The organism is Muriicola sp. Z0-33, from assembly GCF_026126425.1.
Taxonomy (GTDB): Bacteria; Bacteroidota; Bacteroidia; order Flavobacteriales; family Flavobacteriaceae; genus JAFMPW01.
Genome location: NZ_JAFMPW010000007.1, coordinates 23,941 through 44,061 on the forward strand (window position 1 = coordinate 23,941; position 20,121 = coordinate 44,061).

At 39.5% G+C, this 20,121-nt stretch carries 21 protein-coding genes; 13 read left to right on the forward strand and 8 right to left on the reverse strand.

The genetic code is table 11. The annotated features are described in order from the left end of the window. Positions 1-71: 71 nt before the first annotated feature. Both J1G40_RS10930 and J1G40_RS10935 read left to right on the forward strand, forming a co-directional pair. Entirely contained in the window at positions 72-431 is a 360-nt protein-coding gene (locus J1G40_RS10930) for a rhodanese-like domain-containing protein (RefSeq protein WP_265242678.1), read from the forward strand. A 104-nt stretch (positions 432-535) separates the two neighbouring features. Then, positions 536-967, forward strand: a complete 432-nt coding sequence (locus J1G40_RS10935; RefSeq protein ID WP_265242679.1) for an FKBP-type peptidyl-prolyl cis-trans isomerase — start codon at positions 536-538, stop codon at positions 965-967. 14 nt (positions 968-981) lie between these two features. On the opposite strand, the gene J1G40_RS10940 is transcribed toward J1G40_RS10935, so the two are convergent. From J1G40_RS10940 to J1G40_RS10950, 3 genes are all read right to left on the reverse strand, one after another. Continuing rightward, positions 982-3,009 carry a M3 family metallopeptidase gene (locus tag J1G40_RS10940; protein WP_265242680.1) on the reverse strand — a complete coding sequence of 676 codons (2,028 nt, stop codon included), beginning with the start codon at positions 3,007-3,009 and terminating at the stop codon, positions 982-984. A gap of 55 nt (positions 3,010-3,064) precedes the next feature. Further along, positions 3,065-3,556, reverse strand: a complete 492-nt coding sequence (gene purE / locus J1G40_RS10945) for a 5-(carboxyamino)imidazole ribonucleotide mutase (RefSeq protein ID WP_265242681.1) — start codon at positions 3,554-3,556, stop codon at positions 3,065-3,067. A gap of 78 nt (positions 3,557-3,634) precedes the next feature. Next, a complete protein-coding gene (locus tag J1G40_RS10950; protein WP_265242682.1) occupies positions 3,635-4,789 on the reverse strand; it encodes a 5-(carboxyamino)imidazole ribonucleotide synthase in 1,155 nt (384 codons plus the stop codon). A 135-nt stretch (positions 4,790-4,924) separates the two neighbouring features. Here J1G40_RS10950 and J1G40_RS10955 point away from each other — a divergent pair, with 135 nt between their 5' ends. The 4 genes from J1G40_RS10955 to J1G40_RS10970 are packed head-to-tail and all read left to right on the forward strand — an operon-like array spanning position 4,925 to position 8,225. Continuing rightward, positions 4,925-6,046: an adenylate kinase gene (locus J1G40_RS10955; protein ID WP_265242683.1), complete on the forward strand. Its 1,122-nt coding sequence runs from the start codon at positions 4,925-4,927 to the stop codon at positions 6,044-6,046. 29 nt (positions 6,047-6,075) lie between these two features. Further along, the gene (locus J1G40_RS10960; protein WP_265242684.1) at positions 6,076-6,597 is read left to right on the forward strand and encodes a GNAT family N-acetyltransferase; all 522 of its coding nucleotides are present in this window, start codon (positions 6,076-6,078) and stop codon (positions 6,595-6,597) included. Between the two features lie 41 nt (positions 6,598-6,638). Further along, the gene (gene obgE / locus J1G40_RS10965; protein ID WP_265242685.1) at positions 6,639-7,640 is read left to right on the forward strand and encodes a GTPase ObgE; all 1,002 of its coding nucleotides are present in this window, start codon (positions 6,639-6,641) and stop codon (positions 7,638-7,640) included. A gap of 57 nt (positions 7,641-7,697) precedes the next feature. After that, complete coding sequence (locus J1G40_RS10970; RefSeq protein WP_265242686.1) at positions 7,698-8,225, forward strand: DUF4136 domain-containing protein; 528 nt, start codon at positions 7,698-7,700, stop codon at positions 8,223-8,225. A 314-nt stretch (positions 8,226-8,539) separates the two neighbouring features. Here the strand turns inward: J1G40_RS10970 and J1G40_RS10975 are convergent, their stop codons facing one another. The 3 genes from J1G40_RS10975 to J1G40_RS10985 are packed head-to-tail and all read right to left on the reverse strand — an operon-like array spanning position 8,540 to position 10,501. Further along, positions 8,540-9,325: an SDR family oxidoreductase gene (locus J1G40_RS10975; protein ID WP_265242687.1), complete on the reverse strand. Its 786-nt coding sequence runs from the start codon at positions 9,323-9,325 to the stop codon at positions 8,540-8,542. A gap of 25 nt (positions 9,326-9,350) precedes the next feature. Next, entirely contained in the window at positions 9,351-9,668 is a 318-nt protein-coding gene (locus J1G40_RS10980) for a cupin domain-containing protein (protein WP_265242688.1), read from the reverse strand. A gap of 2 nt (positions 9,669-9,670) precedes the next feature. Continuing rightward, positions 9,671-10,501 (reverse strand): class I SAM-dependent methyltransferase, encoded by an 831-nt coding sequence (locus J1G40_RS10985; RefSeq protein ID WP_265242689.1) that lies wholly within the window; start codon positions 10,499-10,501, stop codon positions 9,671-9,673. A gap of 101 nt (positions 10,502-10,602) precedes the next feature. Between J1G40_RS10985 and J1G40_RS10990 the strand changes: the two genes are divergently transcribed. The 6 genes from J1G40_RS10990 (at position 10,603) to J1G40_RS11015 (ending at position 17,142) form a co-directional block, all read left to right on the forward strand. Further along, positions 10,603-11,961, forward strand: coding sequence for a UDP-N-acetylmuramate--L-alanine ligase (locus J1G40_RS10990; RefSeq protein ID WP_265242690.1), 1,359 nt, complete (start codon positions 10,603-10,605; stop codon positions 11,959-11,961). A gap of 220 nt (positions 11,962-12,181) precedes the next feature. Further along, a complete protein-coding gene (locus tag J1G40_RS10995) occupies positions 12,182-13,429 on the forward strand; it encodes a polysaccharide deacetylase family protein (RefSeq protein ID WP_265242691.1) in 1,248 nt (415 codons plus the stop codon). Then, positions 13,422-14,111 carry a YjjG family noncanonical pyrimidine nucleotidase gene (locus tag J1G40_RS11000; RefSeq protein WP_265242692.1) on the forward strand — a complete coding sequence of 230 codons (690 nt, stop codon included), beginning with the start codon at positions 13,422-13,424 and terminating at the stop codon, positions 14,109-14,111. The genes J1G40_RS10995 and J1G40_RS11000 overlap by 8 nt, the downstream gene beginning before the upstream one ends. 85 nt (positions 14,112-14,196) lie before the next feature. After that, positions 14,197-14,748 carry a hypothetical protein gene (locus J1G40_RS11005; RefSeq protein WP_265242693.1) on the forward strand — a complete coding sequence of 184 codons (552 nt, stop codon included), beginning with the start codon at positions 14,197-14,199 and terminating at the stop codon, positions 14,746-14,748. Then, positions 14,745-16,199, forward strand: a complete 1,455-nt coding sequence (locus tag J1G40_RS11010; protein ID WP_265242694.1) for a DUF5723 family protein — start codon at positions 14,745-14,747, stop codon at positions 16,197-16,199. The genes J1G40_RS11005 and J1G40_RS11010 overlap by 4 nt, the downstream gene beginning before the upstream one ends. Before the next feature lie 13 nt (positions 16,200-16,212). Further along, positions 16,213-17,142, forward strand: a complete 930-nt coding sequence (locus tag J1G40_RS11015) for a hypothetical protein (RefSeq protein WP_265242695.1) — start codon at positions 16,213-16,215, stop codon at positions 17,140-17,142. Here the strand turns inward: J1G40_RS11015 and J1G40_RS11020 are convergent. Continuing rightward, a complete protein-coding gene (locus J1G40_RS11020) occupies positions 17,139-18,416 on the reverse strand; it encodes a replication-associated recombination protein A (RefSeq protein WP_265242696.1) in 1,278 nt (425 codons plus the stop codon). The two genes, J1G40_RS11015 and J1G40_RS11020, sit on opposite strands and share 4 nt — an antisense overlap. Positions 18,417-18,574: 158 nt before the next feature. On the opposite strand from J1G40_RS11020, the gene J1G40_RS11025 reads away from it, so the two are divergent. Then, on the forward strand, positions 18,575-19,315 hold the full coding sequence (locus J1G40_RS11025; protein WP_265242697.1) for a rhomboid family intramembrane serine protease: 741 nt from the start codon (positions 18,575-18,577) through the stop codon (positions 19,313-19,315). Positions 19,316-19,334: 19 nt separating this feature from the next. On the opposite strand, the gene rlmB is transcribed toward J1G40_RS11025, so the two are convergent. Then, positions 19,335-20,069, reverse strand: a complete 735-nt coding sequence (gene rlmB / locus J1G40_RS11030) for a 23S rRNA (guanosine(2251)-2'-O)-methyltransferase RlmB (RefSeq protein ID WP_265242698.1) — start codon at positions 20,067-20,069, stop codon at positions 19,335-19,337. Positions 20,070-20,121: the final 52 nt, after the last annotated feature.

Here is a 20,121-nt window from a genome sequence, read left to right on the forward strand (position 1 = left end):
CTTTTTTTTGTCAGTATCAAATTTAGTGGAATTTAGTGAATATGCTTATTTTTATGATATAACTAAGTCCAATGAAATTTACCCTTTTTCTAATAATGTTACTTTTTGTGAACTTAAGTTATTCGCAAATAAAGTCAAAACCTATCACAGAATTTTCACAAAACGATACTAAAAGTATGGTTTTAGTGGATGTGAGGACAGCAAAAGAGTACGATGCCGGTCATTTGGAAAATGCTGTTAATATCAATTGGTACGACCCTGAGTTTATTAATAAGTTCAGCAAAATAGACAAGGAAAAGACAATTTACCTTTATTGCAAGATGGGTGGAAGAAGTGCAAAAGCAGCTTCTGTCTTAGACTCATTAGGGTTTAAGGTGGTAGATCTTAAAGGAGGATATACCGCTTTTCTCGAAAAGTTGAACAAAGATTAGAGTGTACGAAATTGCATTAATTGCAGGTGAGACCAGTTTCATTTGGAAGATTTGAAAACCTTTGAATATTTTTAAACTCGAAATTTAAATTATCAAAATATCTTATGAATTATATTTTAAAGGGTTCCATCAGGCACCTACTCGGTACTTTACTTTTAATAGGAGGGTTGTTGGCCTGTAAGGATAACAAAAGCAAGGAGGTAACTTTAGAGTCTGGCTTGCGATATGTAATTATTAGCCCGGGTAAGGGCAGAGTGGCTGCCAACGGAAACGAGGTTATCATAGAGGAAACCATGGGGTATGAGGATGGTACGCTGCTGTATAGTTCTAAAGACAGAGGGGTAAACCAACCAAGATTTGTATTAGGGGCCGGAATGGTCATAGAAGGAGTAGAGCAAGGTGTAAAAGGTATGCGGATGGGAGAAGTGAGGAAAATAATCGTTCCACCTCATTTGAGTAAAAGGGAAGTTTACCCGGATTTCCTATCCCCGGATTCAACACTGGTATACACCATAAAACTATTGACTGTAAACTAAACCGTCTAGAAGTCTTATCCGGCTTTTTTAATTAGACCTGCCCGTTCTAATAATGCCTCAATTTTTGGTTCACTGCCCCTAAAGCGTTTGTAAAGTACCATTGGCTTTTCGGTTCCACCTTTAGATAAAACATGCTCCTTAAATTTGGCTGCAATTTCCGTATTGAATATTCCATTTTCTTTAAAGTAGGCAAAAGCATCTGCATCTAAGACCTCTGCCCATTTATAACTGTAATATCCAGATGCATAACCACCCTGGAAAATATGTGAAAAGGAAGTGCTCATGCAGGTCTCCGGGGTATCCGGAAATAGTTGGGTGCCCTTAAAAGCGTTCACCTCATGGTCTTTGACACTTTTGGTTTTCGTAGGATCTGTTCCATGCCATGACATGTCCAGAAATGCAAAACTCAGCTGTCTGAGAGTTGCCATGCCTTCAAGAAAAGTGGCAGATTCTTTTATTTTCTCTACCATTTCCATGGGAATTAATTCTCCTGTTTCATAATGAGTGGCGAATAACTCAAGTGTTTCTTTTTCATAACACCAGTTTTCCATAACCTGACTTGGCAGTTCAACAAAATCCCAGAATACGGATGTTCCAGATAAACTAGGATAGGTAGTATTGGCTAACATGCCGTGTAAGCCATGTCCAAATTCATGGAATAATGTGGTTACTTCATTAAAAGTAAGTAAAGAGGGCTTGCTTGGAGTGGAAGGGGTGAAATTACAAACATTGGAAATATGTGGGCGCACATTTTCTCCATCTTTTAAATATTGAGGTTTAAAGGAAGTCATCCATGCCCCGCCGCGTTTGCCCTTTCGTGGATGAAAATCGGCATAAAATAAAGAGACAAGATCTCCCTTTTCATCCGAAACCCTGTAGGTCTTAACATCCTGGTGATATTTGTCTATATCACTAACTTCTTCGAAACGTATATTGAAAAGTTTTTCAGCAACTTTAAATACCCCGGAGATTACATTTTCTAGTTTAAAGAAGGGTTTGAGTTTTTCATCGTCCAGATTAAACAATTGTTGTTTTAATTTTTCAGAATAATAGGCGGAATCCCATTTCTCCAGGCTTTCTATTCCGTCTAATTCTTTAGCAAAGTCTTGCAATTGCTGCAATTCGCGCATCGCTGCCGGCTTAGCTTTTTCTAACAATTCATTTAAAAACTCGTGTACTTTATCCGGCGTTTCTGCCATACGCTCCTCCAAAACAAAATGTGCATGGGTCTGGTAGCCCAACAGTTGTGCCCGTTGAAAGCGCAAATTGGCAATCCTTAAAACATGCTGTTGATTGTCTAAATCATCATTGTGAAATCCTTTACTTCCAAAGGCCAGTGCCAATTTCTTTCTCAAACCTCGTGATTTGGCGTATTTCATAAAAGGGATATAACTCGGATAGTCTAAGGTAAATATCCAACCCTCTACGTTCTTTGTTTTAGCTAGTAATGCCGCTGCTTCTTTAGCACTATCAGGAAGCCCTGCCAAGTCCTCAGCATCAGTAAGGTGCATTTCAAACTTATTGGTCTCCTCCAATACATTTTCTCCAAACTTCAATTTCAGTTTGGCAAGTTCGCTATCTATTTCTCTTAACTCCTTTTTTTTCTCATTTGTAAGATTAGCCCCATTTCTGCTAAAGCTCTTGTATTTTTTCACAAGTAAAGTATCTTGCTCTTTAGATAGTTCTAGCTGATCTTTTTCTTCATATACCGCCTTTATCTTTTTAAATAAGGCCTCATTTAAAGTGATATCGTTACTAAATTCTGAAAGTAAGGGCGAAACTTCTTGAGCTATTTTCTGGATTTCCTCATTGGTTTCAGCAGAATTTAGGTTAAAAAAAACACTCGATATCCTATCTAATTGTTGACCGGCAAACTCAAGAGCCTCAATGGTATTACTGAAGGTGGGGGTTGCTTCATTTGCAGTAATACCGTCTATCTCTTTGCGCGCATTTTCCATGGCCTTTAAAAATGCCGGTTTAAAATGCGAATTTTCAATTTTGGAAAAAGGAGCGGTATCGAAAGAAGTTAAAAGGGGATTCATATTTTATAAATAATTAAATACTGGTAATCAGGAAGATGAAGTGTTTCTTATAATGTTATTTGCCTTTCCGAAGCTCTGCTGCACCATCGACGACCTTTTGTTTAAGACCTTCTTTATAAAGCACAATTTTATCTAAAAGACATTGATCGCCACTACCTATAATTTGGGCCGCAAGTATCCCGGCATTCTTAGCCCCATTCAGTGCTACTGTGGCTACGGGGACCCCTCCGGGCATCTGCAATATGGAAAGTACGGAATCCCAGCCATCGATAGAGTTACTGCTTTTAACTGGCACCCCTATTACCGGCAGGGGAGAAAGGGCTGCCAGCATTCCGGGTAAGTGGGCGGCACCACCAGCACCTGCAACTATAACAGCATAGCCGTTTTCGTGAGCATTTTTACCAAAATCGAATAATTTTTCAGGTGTTCTATGTGCCGAAACTATATCCACATCCACTTCAATGTCGAACCCTTTTAGGATGTCAACCGCATCTTGCATGACTGGTAAATCGCTGGTACTTCCCATTACAACTGCAACTTTTTTCATAAAATTCTTATTTAATAATATAAATTATACCTCGTTAAGTGCCAACAGCTTTATTAAAACCTCAATTTCACCAAGTGTTTACTTACTCACTACCTTAATGGTTTTTTTCACCTGTTCTGCAATTTCCCGGGCACTGTCAATATCTTCATCAACAATGGTTACATGACCCATTTTTCTAAAAGGCCTTGTTTGTTTCTTGCCATAAATATGAGGTGTAACTCCTGCCATACCAAGAATATCCTCAATGTTCTTGTAAAGGACATCCCCGGTGTGCCCTTCTGCACCTACCAAATTTACCATAATTCCGGCCAATTTGCTCTCGGTTTTCCCAAGAGGTAAGCCCAGTATGGCCCTGATATGTTGCTCAAACTGGCTGGTATAGCTGGCTTCGATACTGTAATGTCCACTGTTATGAGGTCTTGGAGCCACTTCATTGACCAATATTTCATCTTCCTTCGTTAAAAAAAGCTCCACGGCTAATATTCCGACATGTTTCAGGCCCTGAGAAACCTTTAAAGCAACCTGGCGGGCTTTTTCTGCCACTTCATGGCCTATGCGTGCTGGGCAAATAACATACTCTACCTGGTTGGCTTCGGGATGAAATTCCATTTCAACCACGGGATAGGTAACCACATCTCCCTGTTTGTTCCTGGCAACAATAACCGCCAATTCATTTTTAAAAGGGATAAGCTCTTCCGTGATACACTCGACATTCGGGAGATCAGAAAGATCATCAGCGTTTTTTACAATTTTTACACCCTGCCCGTCATAACCAAATTTGGTGCTTTTCCATACAAAAGGATAGTCCAGGCCTCCATTGGCTATGCTGTCGGGTATTTCGCTTGTATAGGCAAAACGAACAAAAGGCGCGCTGGGAATGTTATGGTCTTTATAAAACAATTTCTGCGAAGCCTTATTCTGAATAACTTCCAAAGTATGGCTTGGAGGGTAGACTTCCACACCTTCCTGCTCCAACTTTTGAAGGGCAGCTAAATTTACATTTTCAATCTCAATAGTTACCAGATTCAGGTCCTTTCCAAAATTGTAAACCGTATCAAAATCCAGTAAATCCCCTACCGTAAATTCGTTGCAAGCTATTTTACATGGGGCATCATCCGACGGATCCAGAACACAAGTGGTAATATCCCATTTGCGTGTATCATAGAGTAACATTTTTCCGAGTTGCCCTCCTCCCAGAATACCAAGCTTAAAATCTGATGAAAAATAGCTCATTTTTCGCGTTTTTGGCCATTAAAAAGCGGCCTTTATCGAGGTACAAAAATACACCTAAATCTCAGAAACCCTGAGGAGACACCTAAAAAAGAGAAATCAAAATGTTATCTTCGCAGTTCCTTAAGAATACAACCATTGGTAAAGCTTAAAGACAAACAATTTGTACCGTTTCTTTCTGAGGAAGAAATACTTGGGGCCATTAAGAAGATGGCCGCGGAGATCGCCGAAGATTATAAGGACAAAGTCCCCATTTTTGTCGGCGTGCTCAACGGTGCATTTATGTTTACCTCAGACTTTCTGAAGAATTATCCTTACCCCTGCGAAGTTTCTTTTGTGAAACTCAGTTCTTATAGTGGCCTTACTTCCACAGGGATAGTGGAAACACTATTAGATGTGCCGGAAAACATTAGCGGAAGAAGTGTTATTATTTTAGAGGATATAATAGATACAGGTCGCACCCTACAGAAGCTGGTGCATCTGTTTAGCAATACCAATGTAAAGGATTTTAAAATTGCCAGCCTTTTTTACAAATCAGAACTCTATAACGGGGAGTATACCATAGACTATTTTGGGATGGAAATTCCGGATAAATTTATAGTGGGCTATGGTTTGGATTACAAGGAAATGGGCAGAAATTTAAGAGCAGTATACCAACTAAACCAAAACCGAATGATAAATATTGTCTTATTTGGAAAGCCGGGTGCCGGTAAAGGAACCCAGGCAGCTTTCCTAAAGGAAAAGTACAACCTGAAACACATTTCTACAGGAGATGTTTTCCGTTATAACATTAAAAACGAAACTAAGCTAGGTAAGTTGGCACAGTCTTATATGGACAAAGGTGATTTGGTTCCGGATGAGGTAACCATAAAGATGCTTCAGGATGAAGTGGACAACAATCCGGATGCCAGCGGTTTTATTTTCGATGGTTTTCCCAGAACCGCCGCCCAGGCGGAAGCTCTGGATAACTTTCTGGGGTCAAAAGACATGCAGATTGATGCTACCATTGCTTTAGAAGCGAACAATGAAGTATTAATTGCGCGCTTGCTCGAAAGGGGAAAGGTAAGTGGTAGGTCCGATGATCAGGACGAAACCAAGATCAGAAACAGATTTGATGAATACAATCAAAAAACGGCCCCTCTGAGAACGTATTATGAGTCGCAGGGGAAACTCCATGTAGTTGATGGAATAGGAGAGATTCATGAAATTACAGAACGACTTACGCAGCTGATTGATAAACTGCAAACCGTAAATAAATAAAGGTATTAGTAGTAATTGGCGGCCGGGATATGAAAATTAATTTGCAACCCCATTTAAAAGGCCGTTTAATATACATCAGACCCCTGGATAATACGGATTTTGAACCTTTGTTCAAGGCCGCTTCAGATGTTTCAATTTGGGAACAGCATCAGGATAAGAAAAGACATACTCTGGAGGGATTTACACATTTCTTTAACGAATCAATGGCATCTTTGGGCGCATTATGTATCCTGGATAAAAAGAACAAAAGTGTTATTGGAAGTTCAAGGTTTAAAATTATTGACAAAAAAGAAGGAGTTGTTGAAATTGGTTGGACATTCCTGAAAAGGACATATTGGGGAGGGAGCTATAACGGCGAAGTGAAGCAGCTTATGATAAATTATGCGCTTCAGTATTTTAAAAAGGTAGTGTTCTATGTCAATGAAAGGAATACCCGTTCGCAAAGAGCATTGGAAAAAATAGGAGCTATGATAACATTGGAATATAGACATACCTGGGTTTTGGAGCAGGGAGATGGGTTAACTTACCTCATAAATAAGGCAATTAAGTAGTAGTTATTAGTTAGATATATCCCTTAAAACTATAGTAAAAGATGACCGAAGGTAATTTTGTAGACTACGTAAAGGTGCATGTCTCTTCCGGCAATGGAGGCAAGGGGTCCGTACATTTGCACCGGGAAAAATATATTACCAAAGGAGGCCCGGATGGAGGTGATGGTGGCCGTGGAGGGCATATTATTGCGAGAGGGAACAAAAATTTATGGACTTTACTCAGTTTCAAGTTTAAAAGGCATTTTAAAGCTGGTCATGGAGAGCATGGAAGCAAAAACCGCAGCACCGGGGCAGATGGCCAGGATGTTTATGTTGATGTACCTTTGGGTACCGTCATACGCGATGCCGAAAACAATGAGGTGCTGTTTGAAATAACAGAAGATCAGGAAGAAATTGTAATTGCAGAAGGTGGCATGGGCGGCCGCGGTAACTGGCATTTTAAAAGCGCCACAAACCAAACGCCCAGATATGCACAACCGGGTATTCCTGGTCAGGAAAGACAACTGATCCTGGAATTAAAAGTCCTTGCAGATGTTGGATTAGTAGGTTTTCCAAACGCCGGGAAGTCTACCTTATTATCGGTATTAACTTCGGCCAAACCTAAGATAGCAGACTATGAATTTACCACCTTAAAGCCCAACCTCGGCATTGTTCAGCATCGCGATTTTAAGAGTTTTGTCATGGCCGATATTCCAGGGATAATTGAAGGAGCCGCAGAAGGCAAAGGTCTTGGACATTACTTTTTAAGGCATATTGAAAGAAATGCTATCCTCTTGTTTCTTATTCCGGCAGATAGTATTGATATAAGTAAAGAGTATGAAATTCTACTCGATGAATTGCGAAGGTATAATCCGGAACTTTTAGACAAAGAAAGGATAGTTGCCATTTCCAAATCCGATATGCTGGACGAAGAGTTAATGGATGAAATGAAAGTTGAGCTCGACAAGGATCTTAAGGATGTGTCTTATATGTTTATTTCTTCCGTGGCACAATTTGGTTTACAAGAACTTAAAGACCGCTTGTGGCAGTCACTCAACGATTAAATTACTGCACAGTCAATTAGCACCTATTTTTTCATTAAATTTATATAAAACGCCAAGATGAGAGGCCTGGCTATACTACTATTTGTTCTGTTCTGCACCTCATGCAGCTCCGTGAGGGTGGTCTACGATTACGATAAAACGACCCAATTTTCTAATTATACAACATATGGCTACTATCCTGATATGGAAACCGGGATGAGTCAACTCGATGCCAGAAGATTACTCAATGCTGTAGATGAGGTAATGCAACAAAAAGGAATACTCTTTTCTGAGGAGCCAGACTTACTTATCAATATCCAAAGCAGGGATTTCCGTACCCCTCAAAGTAGCAATGTAGGTGTTGGTGTAGGCGGAACCAGCGGCAATGTAGGTGGTGGCGTTTCTATTGGAATTCCCCTAAACAGGCCTAATGTAGAGCGCGAAATAGTTTTTGATCTTATTGATAGTCAGAAAGACATGTTGGTATGGCAAGCCATTAGTGATACGCCATTTAGAGAAGGGGCCTCACCTTCAGTGAAGGAGGAGAAATTATATGAAATTGTCAATAAGGTGTTTTCCAAATACCCACCTTCCAAAAGTAATTAGCCACGCTCTTTTGATCTCTTTGTACTTAACAAAAGGTAGTTCCCTGGTTTAACGGGAAGTTAAAATTACCCTTAACAACGATATTGATATAGAAGTATCTCGCAGGCAATCTTATATTTTCAAGGATAAAATGAGTATATAAAAAAACGATTCTAACGCTATGTCGGAACCGTTGAATTCCTGGAATTTAGTTTAGTAATTACTGACTTAAAGTTGCAAAGAAATCAGCGAGTAGCTTAAAACCTGTAATACGGACAACCAAAAATAATCTGCCAATTGCTTTATGTGTAGTATTATTTGCTCTGCTCAATCTGCTATAAAGAACGCAAATAACCTCCGTCTATCGGAATATTAGTTCCTGTAATAAAACTGGCACGATCGGAAGCAAGAAATGTGGCGAGATAGCCATATTCCTTTGGATCACCAATGCGTTTTACCGCTGTGGAATCTTCCATAGCCTGGAGTACTTCCTCCTCGGAGACTCCTAACTTTTGTGCCTTTATAGCATTTAACTGCGTTATACGATCGGTATTAAAGTATCCGGTAAGGACGTTATTCACCGTTATCCCCGATGCCCCGACATCAATAGCCAGGCTTTTCGCCCAGGTGACTACGGCAGCCCGTATACTGTTAGATAATACTAAGTAAGACAGAGGTTCTTTAACAGAAACAGACGCCACATTAATTATTCTCCCCCACTTATTGGCAAGCATATTATTTAAGGCCAATTCCGTGGTGAATACAACCGACTTAAAAAGTAGGTCAAAAGCCTGCTGATAGTCTTCAATACCTTTATCCAGAGCACCTCCCGATGCCGGCCCCTGGGTGTTGTTTACCAGGATATCTATGGAATGATTTTCAAAATAGCTGCTAATGATCTTTTTATAGGCCTCAAAATCTGCATAGTCAACTACCAGATAACTGTGCTTTTGAGATGTATCGGTGGGTAGATCTTTAACAATAGATCTTAACTTTTCTTCATTTCTTGCCAAAAGCGTAACACTTGCCCCGCTATTGGCCAACTGTTCGGCAATGGCTTTTCCAATACCACCACTACTACCCCCAATTAAAGCTTTCTTACCATTAAGTGAAATTCGCATATAAGGTTCAATTTTAATGTATATTCTACTTGTATTCTTCCCTGACCGGACTAAAAACATCCATTAATTTGCAGGAAGTAAGGGCCCTGCCACCATGAGCTACCTGCCCCGGTATCACTACCAATTCATTGGCCTTATAAACTTTGGTTACCCCGGCCACTGTAAATTCAAATTCGCCCTCTAATACTTGCATAATCTGTTCGTTCATATGCGCGTGCTCGGGCACAACCGCTCCCTTTTCTACTTCCCAGAAAGCAATAGTCATATTTTGAGAATGAATAAGTTTTCCGTGATATCCGGGTATTATTTCTTTAGCATCAATTTCGGATAGTTTTATATCCATAATTATTTTTTTTTAAGAATATACATGTGTTCGTTAAGCACTTCACTAGGTTCAATAGTGGTATCGGGAGCATATTTTCTAGCAAGATTCAAGGTATGCTGGTGATCTGTCAAGCTGTAATTCTCCAATGAGGAATAATATTCATCCGGGATCGTCTGATAATTAAATTGCGCATTTTTATCCAGATTGCCTTCAACAAAGGATATCAATTTTTGAAATACCATAGTTTGCTCTAGTTGCGGACGATAAGAGACACTTCCAATGTAGTCATTTGGCTGCTGTATGCTATTGAACAAGTTGAATAATCTCAAAGTATCGTCCTTTCCAAGGAAAAATAGTACGCCTTCTATTAAAATAAAAGAAGATGACCCCTTTAGGATAGTAGTTATTTTAGTGCGGAGTTCGTCGAAATTCTCATTATTAAAATCGGCCGCTATATACTGAATTTCCCGATAGGGTAATATTTCTTGCGTCATCCAATTCGATATCCGATCTTTTTTAAATGCAATAACATCGGATTTGTCTACTTCAATATGTTTCAAATTCTTAGATAGGACAAAGGGATACATACTAAAACCACATCCAAAATTAATCAGGTATTCAATTTCATGGATAGCAACCAAATCTTGTATTGTCTCGAAGAAATACCTGTTGCGAAGGCAGTGCGCAAAAGGTTCATGTTTCGAGACATTTCCGGCGTAGTCTTCGGCGTGTTTTTTAGTAATATCACCAGGCCATAAATGGGCATACATATCCTTGCTCAGATTCTTATCTGCAGCTCGGAAGGCTGAGGTAACAAAGGCCGTCTCGTGTATGGCTATTTTTTTGCTCAATAGTATGACTGTGTCTTACGAAGATAAAAAGAATTAGAGGGTATATGAAAGGTTTGGGAAGCACTTTTCTATCCCTATCTTTACCAAATAATTTATAGCAAATGCAAATACACTTTATAGCTATTGGAGGAAGTGCCATGCATAATCTGGCGCTGGCCCTACATCATAAGGGATATAGTATTACCGGTAGCGATGACGTAATTTTTGAACCCTCAAAAAGCAGATTGGAAAAGGCAGGTCTTCTCCCAGAGGCATTTGGGTGGTTTCCCAAGAAAATTCATGATAAGCTTGAAGCTGTAATTCTCGGAATGCATGCTAAACCAGATAATCCTGAGCTAGAGAGAGCAAAAGATCTGGGACTTAAAATTTATTCCTACCCGGAGTTTTTGTACGAACAGTCTAAAAATAAGACGCGTGTAGTGATTGGAGGAAGTCATGGCAAAACAACAATTACCTCAATGATTTTGCATGTCCTGAAGTATCATAATAGAAGTGTTGATTATATGGTAGGGGCTCAGTTAGATGGCTTTGAAAGGATGGTACATCTAACAGAGGAGAACGATTTTATTGTTCTTGAAGGGGATGAATACTTGTCTTCTCCCATAGACAGAAGACCAAAATTTCACTTGTACAAGCCTAATATTGCACTGCTCAGTGGAATAGCCTGGGATCATATCAATGTCTTTCCAACCTTTGAGAACTATATTGAACAATTCAGCATTTTTGTGGATAGCATTATTAAGGGGGGAAGCATTACTTACAATGCCGAGGATCCTGAAGTTAAACAAGTGGTGGAAAGATCGCAAAATACAATTAGAAAATTTCCTTATACCACCCCGGAATATACTGTAGAAGATGGGCAAACGCTTTTAGCAACTCCGGAAGGCGATATGCCTATAGAAATTTTTGGCCAACACAATCTTAGTAATTTGGCGGGGGCTAAGTGGATATGTCAAAACATGGGGGTAGATGAAGACGATTTTTATTTGGCCATTGCCAGCTTTAGTGGAGCTTCAAAAAGGTTGGAGAAAATCGCCGAGACGAATACTTCAGTCATTTATAAAGATTTTGCACACTCCCCAAGTAAGGTGGCGGCAACAACAAAGGCCGTTAAAGAACAATACCCGGACAGAAAAGTAATTGCATGCCTGGAATTGCATACTTACAGCAGCTTCAACCCCCATTTCCTAAAAGAATACAAAGGAGCTTTGGATCCGGCCGATGAAGCGGTTGTTTTTTATCTGCCAGAGTCTGTCAAGATCAAGAAACTCAAAGAAGTAACCCCTACTCAGATTTCGGAAGCGTTTAATCGTCCTGATCTTAAGATTTTTACTGAGGCAGAAGCTTTTAAAGAATTTGTTTTTAATATGGAATATCAAAACGGAGTATTGCTTTTGATGAGTTCTGGGAATTATGGCGGATTAGATATGGAAGAATTAAAAAATCTTGTTAAGGCATAACAGGTGTTAGGCTAGATTAATTTTTCAAAGTTGAAAGTATTTTAAGTCTGCCCAGATACGCTATCTTTATTGTATGGCCAGAAAGTTTAACAATATCTCCTATGAACACCAGACCGGAGATGAAACATTTAATTGGTGATTGGAATTTGTATTTTTGGCATTCAAAAGTAATATGTTACTAATCTATACCCATCAGATAACGTCGCGCTTCAGCTACACCATGAAGCACATCTTCACAAAAATGCTAGGTATAGATGTGTCTTTTTCTACTAAGGTGGAGGACTTTATTAAGCATTCCGGCCCTAAGATTACCTACACAAAACAACCTTTGCAAAACGAATTTTTTGTCCGGAGCAATGATCTCTTATTTGAGCAAGGGATTAATGATCTTCAGATAAATATTGCCGATTGGGAAGGTGTCCCCTGCTTTTTTAAAACCGGGGAAAGAAGTAATCTGCCATTTGATATTTTTTCCGCTAGTTTTTATATGCTTAGCAGATATGAAGAATACCTGCCACATGTAAAAGATATTCACGGTCGTTTTCCTCCCTCTGAAAGTATTGCCTACAAGCACAAATTTCTAAGGTTGCCCGTTGTGGATATTTGGACATTTAAACTTTTGGAAAAACTCAAAGAGAAGTTCCCGGACCTCGAATATAATTTAAAAGCCTACAATTACTGTTCAGTGATAGATGTCACTACCTCTCATTGCTATGCCTACCGGGGTTTTGTCCGGAGTTTTGCAGGTTTGATGTTAGATCTTGGGACTTTTAAGTTAAAAAGGGTCGCAAGGCGAATAAGAGTTTGGTTTAATCCAAAATTAGACCCGTTTAATAACTTTAGCTGGCTTATTGCGCTGCACAAGAAATTCAAGGTAAAAAGCATGTTCTTTTTCCAGTTTGCCGAATATTCCACTTATGATAAAAATGTTTCACCTAATAGCAATAGATTTAAATATCTGATAAAATCTGTAGCGGATTACAGTACGGTATCTTTGGCCGCCTCTTATAGTTCTTTCAGAGATAATGAATTGTTGAAGGAGGAAAAGATGCGACTGTCTTCAGTTATTAACAGACCGGTTACCAATTCCAGAATGCGCTATAACAGGGTAGATGTTCCGGAAACCTATCGAAATTTGGTAGAAGCTGAATTTACTAATGATTACACTATGGGATATACCCATGAGATTGGTTTTAGAGCAGGAACTTCTTATCCCTTCCGCCTGTATGATATCAATCTGGAGTTGCAGCAACCAATAAGAATTCACCCTTTTGCCTTTCATGATTATGCGATGGTCAACTATAGAAAGGAAGAACAGATTTTTGGGGAATTAGATCAGCTGTATAACGAGGTCAAAAAGGTAAACGGGAGATTTATTTCTATTTTCTCTAACGAACTTTTGGGCGGGGAACAGAAAGTAGACTGGTTAAAATTTTATGCAAAGTTGATTCAAAAATATCATGTTTAGTAAAGTCGTTACCGATGTTTTTTTCGACCTTGATCATACCCTGTGGGATTTTGATAAAAACTCCGCACTCACCTTCAGGAAGATACTTTATGAGCAAAGTATCTTTGTGGATATTGAGCAATTTTTGGCCATTTACGTTCCTGTGAATTTGGCGTATTGGAAGCTTTACAGGGAAGAGAGAATTACCAAAAAAGAACTGCGATATCAAAGGCTAAAAACTACCTTTGATCAACTGGAATTTCCAATTGAGGATGACAAAATAGATAATTTGTCGCATGACTATATTGCGCATCTTTCCAGTTTCAATCACTTGTTTCCCAATGCTATAGATATACTGGAGTATTTAAAACCAAAATACAAACTCCATGTAATTACCAACGGTTTTCAGGAAATACAGGAAAAGAAGATGAGAAATTCCGGGATACTAGATTATTTTAGTCATGTGGTCAATTCGGAAATGGCAGGTGTTAAGAAACCCAATCCTCATATCTTTCAATTGGCCCTGAACAGGGCAGGGGCGCATCCGGAAAATGCTATAATGGTAGGGGATAATTTGGAAGCTGATATCCTTGGAGCACAGGCTGTGGGGTTCCATACCCTGCATTTTAACGCACATAATGATCCACTTCACGATTATTGTAAAATGATTCACGATTTAAGTGAAATAAAAATGTACTTATAGAGTTATATAGGAGATAGCATTATTGTTGAATACCATTGAAATGGTCACCAATCTGAACACAGCCATTTATAAAAGGTATAAACCAATGAAAAATATCTCATTACATTCTTTTGTACTGTTTTTGTGCCTGGGACTAATTTGTTCCTGCACCGAGAAACAGGATTTTGATCAATACGACGACATTAGCGTAACTCCTACCGTAGAGGGCAGTATCCTTTACGTAGAAACTCCCGAGAGGATAATCAATCAGATTGTAGGAATTAGCTTCTACTCCCAGATTTTCAATTTTGATGCATTTAGCGAAGATTTTATAGCAGAACGTGTGCTGGATGGGGTAGTGATTTACGAAGTAGAAAACACTACCAGTAAGCAGCTGAATATCTCTGTAGAATTTTTGGATGCTGCCGATAATGTCCTGGATATCGAAAGTTTTGCAATAGACCCTGCCCCTACCGCAGTGTTAAGGAGAGAAATCGCCTATGGCGGTACCACAGGACGTAGTATTGATATTATAAGAAATACATCAAGTATTCGGGTTAGTGCTGAAAACCTAGGGGATAATACCAGTACATCAAGCCTTCCGGATCCTAAAATTGTTTTGCGTTCCAGCGCCAAATTCAGGATCCGTCTAAAATGAAAAACATCAAAATTGTTTTATTAACCCTACTCATGGGATCTGCCAGCTTGTATGCACAGAACAAGCAGGTTTTGTACGATTTTACCGAAATACCACAGGCATTATTGTTAAATCCGGGAATGCAAACAGATTATCAATGGTATGCAGGTCTTCCTGCACTTTCTGGGATATCTATACAGGCCGGCTCTAGTGGTTTAACGGTACATGATATTTTTGCCGATGATGGGGTCGACATCAATGAAAAGATCCGCCAGAAAGCCATTTTTGGCATGGGTATTACAGACGAATTAAGCGGTACCCACCAAATAGATTTACTTAATGGGGGGTTTAGAGGAAAAAAAAGGCCATCAGATTTTTACTCATTTGGAATTTATCATGAGGGAGATGCTATTGGGTATTGGTTCAAAGACCTGGCTATTCTGGCTTACCAGGGAAATGCCGATCAGCTTGGAAGAGAATTTGATTTGAGTCATTTAAAGACCAGGGGCGAAATCTTGAATGTCTTTCACTTTGGTGTCAACCGACAAATGAACAATAAACTTACCCTTGGGGCAAGAGCGAAAATATATTCGGGCATCATCGATTTTAATTCTACCAGTAACGATGGGCATTTTGTAACCAATGTAGGACAGAATAATTTACTGGCCAATACTATAGTTGCCGATATGCAACTTAGAACTTCCGGAATTGACGCATTCAGAGCAGCTCTGGATGACGATGCCGCCGATGAAGCCACAGAGATTCGTAAACTGGTAACAAAGAGAGGTTTTTTAGGAGGAGATCTTGGACTGGGATTAGATCTTGGATTTAGCTACAATCTTAATGAGCAAACCGTTATAACAGCCAGTCTTTTAGATCTCGGATTTATCTACCATAGCGGGGCTACCAGAAACTTTACCCTTAATGGAAGTGCTACCGTTGAAGGAGTTGAAATTATTTTGCCCGATGCACTTTCTGATCCCAATGCTGATTTTTGGCAGGAATTAGTAGATGAAATAGAAGCCCTGGTGCCGTTTGAAGAAAATAATAATGCCTATATCACTTTCAGGCCCACTAAATTGCATTCTTCTATCCGCTATAACTTTGGGGAACCAAAGCAATCGGGAGCACCTTGCGATTGCGACTATAGAACTACAGGACAGAAAACCAGTGCTATTAAATATGCAAATAGCCTGGGCGGACAATTATATGCTATCAACAGACCACGAGGGCCGCAGATGGCGTTAACCGCATTTTATCTTAGAAGGTTTGGTAGGGCAATGGCACTTAAAACCACCTATACCATAGACAAGTTTTCAAGGACTAATATTGGTCTGGGTTTAAATCTACAGGCAGGCCCTGTAAATTTCTACTTAATAGCGGATAATTTATTGGCCTACCAGAACATAGCCAATGCTCATTATGCATCTTTTCAAATAGGATTAAATATCATATCTTGGGGCAAGAACTGATATTTGATTATCCATGAAAAAATTAATTTTTACGATTTTACTTTTCGGTATTTGTTTTGGCAGTGTACAGGCACAGCTTAATGACTACAAATACATTATCGTCCCGAAGAAATTCGATGCATTTAAAAGAGAGAATCAGCACCTTACAAGCACCCTGGTTAAACACTTGTTTACAGAAAAAGGATATAATGCCATTTATTCTGGAGCTTTGCCCGAAGAATTAAACAACGACAGGTGTTTAGCGCTTACCGCCCAAATAAAGGATGAATCTTCCATGTTTATGACCAAAGCGTCCATAGTGCTTATAAACTGTCAGTCTCAAGAAATATATACCACTCAACAAGGAACCAGTAAGGAGAAGGAATATAAAATGTCTTATGGAGAAGCCATTCGGAATGCTTTCAAGTCTTTTGATGAGATTTCTTACTCCTACACCCCGGCTACCACAGAAAGCGCACCAAAGCCGATTACTGTGAGTTTTAAAGAAGATGTAAAACAGTTGCCTGAGGATAAAGCGGAAAATGAGATAAAAGAGGAAGTTGCTGAAAAAGCAATAGTAGCAGAGAAGGTTGTGGAAAACAAAACTCCTTCCGAAGCAGTTGTTCGTCAGGAAGCAACTCCAGAACGGCAAAGTTATGAGAATCTGGAACCCAAACCTTCAGATAAAAAGAAAGCCGCCGCTGCTGTAACCCCTGTGGCAGCCACCAAGAAAACCCCTGAAACAAAAGATATATGGTATGCTCAGGAAATACCTAATGGGTTTCAGCTGGTAGATAGCTCTCCAAAAGTGAGGCTCAAAATGTATTCCACTTCTATGCCTAATGTTTATTTGTCGGAAAATGAAAAAGGGAACGGTTTGGTGTACCAAAAAGATGGGCAGTGGATTTTGGAATACTATGACGGAGCTGTTTTGAAAACGGAAAAACTGAATATCAAGTTTTAAAATTCGTATTTATCCTTCCATCGGTTTTTCAGGAACTCTTTTATAGCATTTTCACGGGTGTTATTAGCCGGGGTATACAATGTGGTGCCTTTAATAGCCTCAGGCATAAATTCTTCGTCCGCAAAGTTATTTTCAAAATCGTGCGCATACTTGTAGTCCTTACCATATCCCAGGTCTTTCATCAGTTTAGTAGGGGCATTTCTGAGGGCCAGGGGTACAGGCAAATCACCAGTTTCACTTACTAAATGCTGTGCTTTTTTAATTGCTGCATAACTGGCATTGCTTTTTGGTGAAGTGGCCAGATAAACTGTGCACTGGCTAAGTAATATCCTGGCCTCCGGATAACCGATTGTGGTAACGGCCTGGAAAGTAGAATTGGCAATTACCAGGGCGGTAGGATTAGCTAATCCGATGTCTTCCGAAGCAGATATCAAAAGCCTTCTGGCAATGAATTTTACATCTTCGCCTCCTTCAATCATTCTGGCAAGCCAGTATACTGCTCCATTAGGATCACTACCGCGAATAGACTTTATAAAAGCTGAAATAATATCATAGTGTTGTTCCCCGGTTTTATCGTATAAGACCGTATTCTTCTGAACCTTGGACATCACCATATCGTCTGTGATCACTATCGGATCATTTTCTTCAGAGGTAACGACCAGTTCAAAGATGTTCAGCAACTTTCTGCCATCACCTCCTGAAAGTCGGAGTAATGCCTCGGTTTCCTTTAATTCTATTTTACGTGATTGTATTAATTTATCACTTTTCATGGCCCTTTCCAGCAGTGCTTCCAGATCTGCTTTGCCAAATGAATTGAGGATATAAACCTGGCAGCGCGAAAGAAGTGCAGGGATAACTTCAAAGCTCGGATTCTCTGTTGTGGCACCAATCAGCGTTATCCAACCCTTTTCAACTGCCCCTAGCAGCGAATCTTGTTGCGATTTACTAAACCTGTGAATTTCATCAATAAATAATATGGGATTCTTTGAAGTAAAGAGACCCCCGCTTTGTTTAGCTTTCTCAATAACTTCCCGTATATCTTTTACCCCGCTATTAATAGCACTCAGGGTATAAAAGGGCCTTTCACTTTCGTTTGCGATAATTTGTGCCAGGGTGGTTTTACCGGTTCCCGGAGGGCCCCAAAGGATTAAAGATGGGATAAGACCTTTTTTGATTTGAGTGGTCAACGCCCCCTCTTCTCCTACTAAATGAGCTTGACTCACATAGTCTTCCAAGGTTTTAGGGCGTACCCTTTCGGCGAGCGGTTCATTCATATTGCAAAAGTAGAATAAAGTTGCTAAGGTTTCCCTTTTAGAAAGAAATTAGAGGCCTATTTAGCTGATTACAAAGAAGAATTAGATGACAATTTATCAGGTTTTTAAATTCTGGCCGTTTTATTGAAGTGATAAATAGCTATTAGTTAAATTGAGTTATGTCTGAAGATAACTACTTTAGGTTTTCAAATTCTGTCCTGCTTGCCCCTATGTTGGCGGTTTTGGCTATTTGGACGGTTTTTTGGGTAGAAGTTCGTTTCCAGATTAATCTGAATCAATTGGGGATATATCCAAGAACACTATCCGGTTTAAAAGGAATTGTCTTAAGTCCGTTTCTTCACGGGTCTATAGATCATTTATACAATAATACTATACCTGTTGCTGTATTGACCTCTGCATTATTTTACTTCTACCGGGGTATCTCCTTAAGAGTGCTGTTATTTGGCCTTCTGATTTCGGGACTGCTGACATGGCTCATAGGGCGCCCCTCATATCATATTGGTGCCAGTGGAATAATTTACGTCTTGGCCAGCTTTATTTTCTTTAAAGGAATCTTTACAAAATATTACCGCCTGGTAGCATTATCGCTAGGGGTGGTCTTTATATATGGAAGTATGCTGTGGTATATGTTTCCTATAAAAGACGGTATTTCATGGGAAGGACATTTATCTGGTTTTATTGCCGGTCTGGCATTGGCCATTTTGTTAAAGGCCAGAATACCTGAAGTTCGAAAATTCGACTGGGAAAAAGAAGATTATAACGAAGAAGAGGATGAATTTCTACAGCATTTTGACGAGAAAGGCAATTTCATTGAAAACAAGCAAGATGCATCTGAGAATGAACCCCCGACATTAAACATTACCTACCACTACAAAGAAAAACCTGGGAATTCGGACTAAGACCTGGTTGTTATATTTTTTACTGCCTCTGTCTTACCGCCTCGTAGAGAAAAACACCACAGGCTACAGATACATTCAAGGATCCAATTTCACCTAGCATAGGAAGTTTAGCTGCATAATCTGCCGCTTTTACAATGGAAGGGGAAATTCCAGTATCCTCAGCTCCCATAACAATGGCCAGAGGGCCTGTTAAGGGAATATCGTAGATCGACTTATTTGTTTTTTCAGTGGCGGCTACTACTGAAATCCCTGAAGCCTGTAAAAAATAAACAGCATCTTTTAGATGATCAACTTTTGCAATGGGTATTTTAAAAACTGCCCCGGCTGAGGTCTTAATGGTATCTGCTGTTACAGGTGCAGATCCTCTTTTTTGGATGATAATCCCGTCTACTCCGGTGCATTCTGCACTTCTGATTATGGCACCAAAATTTCTTACATCAGACAATTGATCCAAAAGAAGGAAGAAGGGAGCCTTCTTATCTGCTGTAATATTTTCTACCAATCCTTCAAGATCATGAAATCTAATAGGGGATATAGAAGCAACTACCCCTTGATGGTTGTTCTTGCATAGCCGGTTTAATTTTTCCGGAGGAACATAAGAAAAGCTTATTCCCTGCTTCCGCATTAGAAATTCCAGTTCCTTTGATAAATCTCCACGCAATCCTTTTTGGACAAATACCTTATCTATAGGTTCATCTGCATTGATGGCTTCCATTACTGCCCTGATACCGTAAATCTGAGTTGCTTTTGTCATCGCCCAAAAATACAGCTATCTAATTAGTTTTATTAAGGATAATTAACATTTA